This is a genomic window from Citrobacter sp. VF227 (assembly GCF_052950715.1).
Window position 1 is genome coordinate 1 of the sequence record NZ_JBRFVF010000542.1, and the last position, 444, is coordinate 444.

Here is a 444-nt window from a genome sequence, read left to right on the forward strand (position 1 = left end):
TCGTGGAAGTCCGGTCGCGCTTGAAGGCGTCCTCGAACAAAGGCACATCGCTCACATCGACCGAGAAACCCATTTCCCCTCTCCTCGCGAGAACCCTGTCCCTCACGCCACGCAAATTGGCCAGCATCGCCAAACGGACGAACGCATCCGAGCGGGCCGATGGTTCCAGAACTGCGATCCGGTTCAAGATACGCTCCACCACCTGAGGCGTCGAGCCATCGCGACATATCACGCTCAGCACGACGTCGTTGATGGATGCGCTTCCCAGTTGCTTGTCCGCCCTCAGGCTGCGGGCATCCACAAGCCTGAAACTCAAACGGTCGCCGAGGCTCTCGAAGCTCGGCTGCATCGACATGTCCTGCCGACCGACATACACGCGGATTTAGTCGATCTCGGGCATAGGTGCGCCTGCGGCGATGACGTGCCTCCCTTCGTCCGCCAGCC

Annotated in this window: 1 protein-coding gene; it reads right to left on the reverse strand. The window is 61.3% G+C overall.

Annotated elements, in window-relative coordinates:
• The coding region (locus ACU8YC_RS27755; protein ID WP_446896363.1) for a hypothetical protein at positions 1-349 on the reverse strand (349 nt) is incomplete at its 3' end.
• Positions 350-444: the final 95 nt, after the last annotated feature.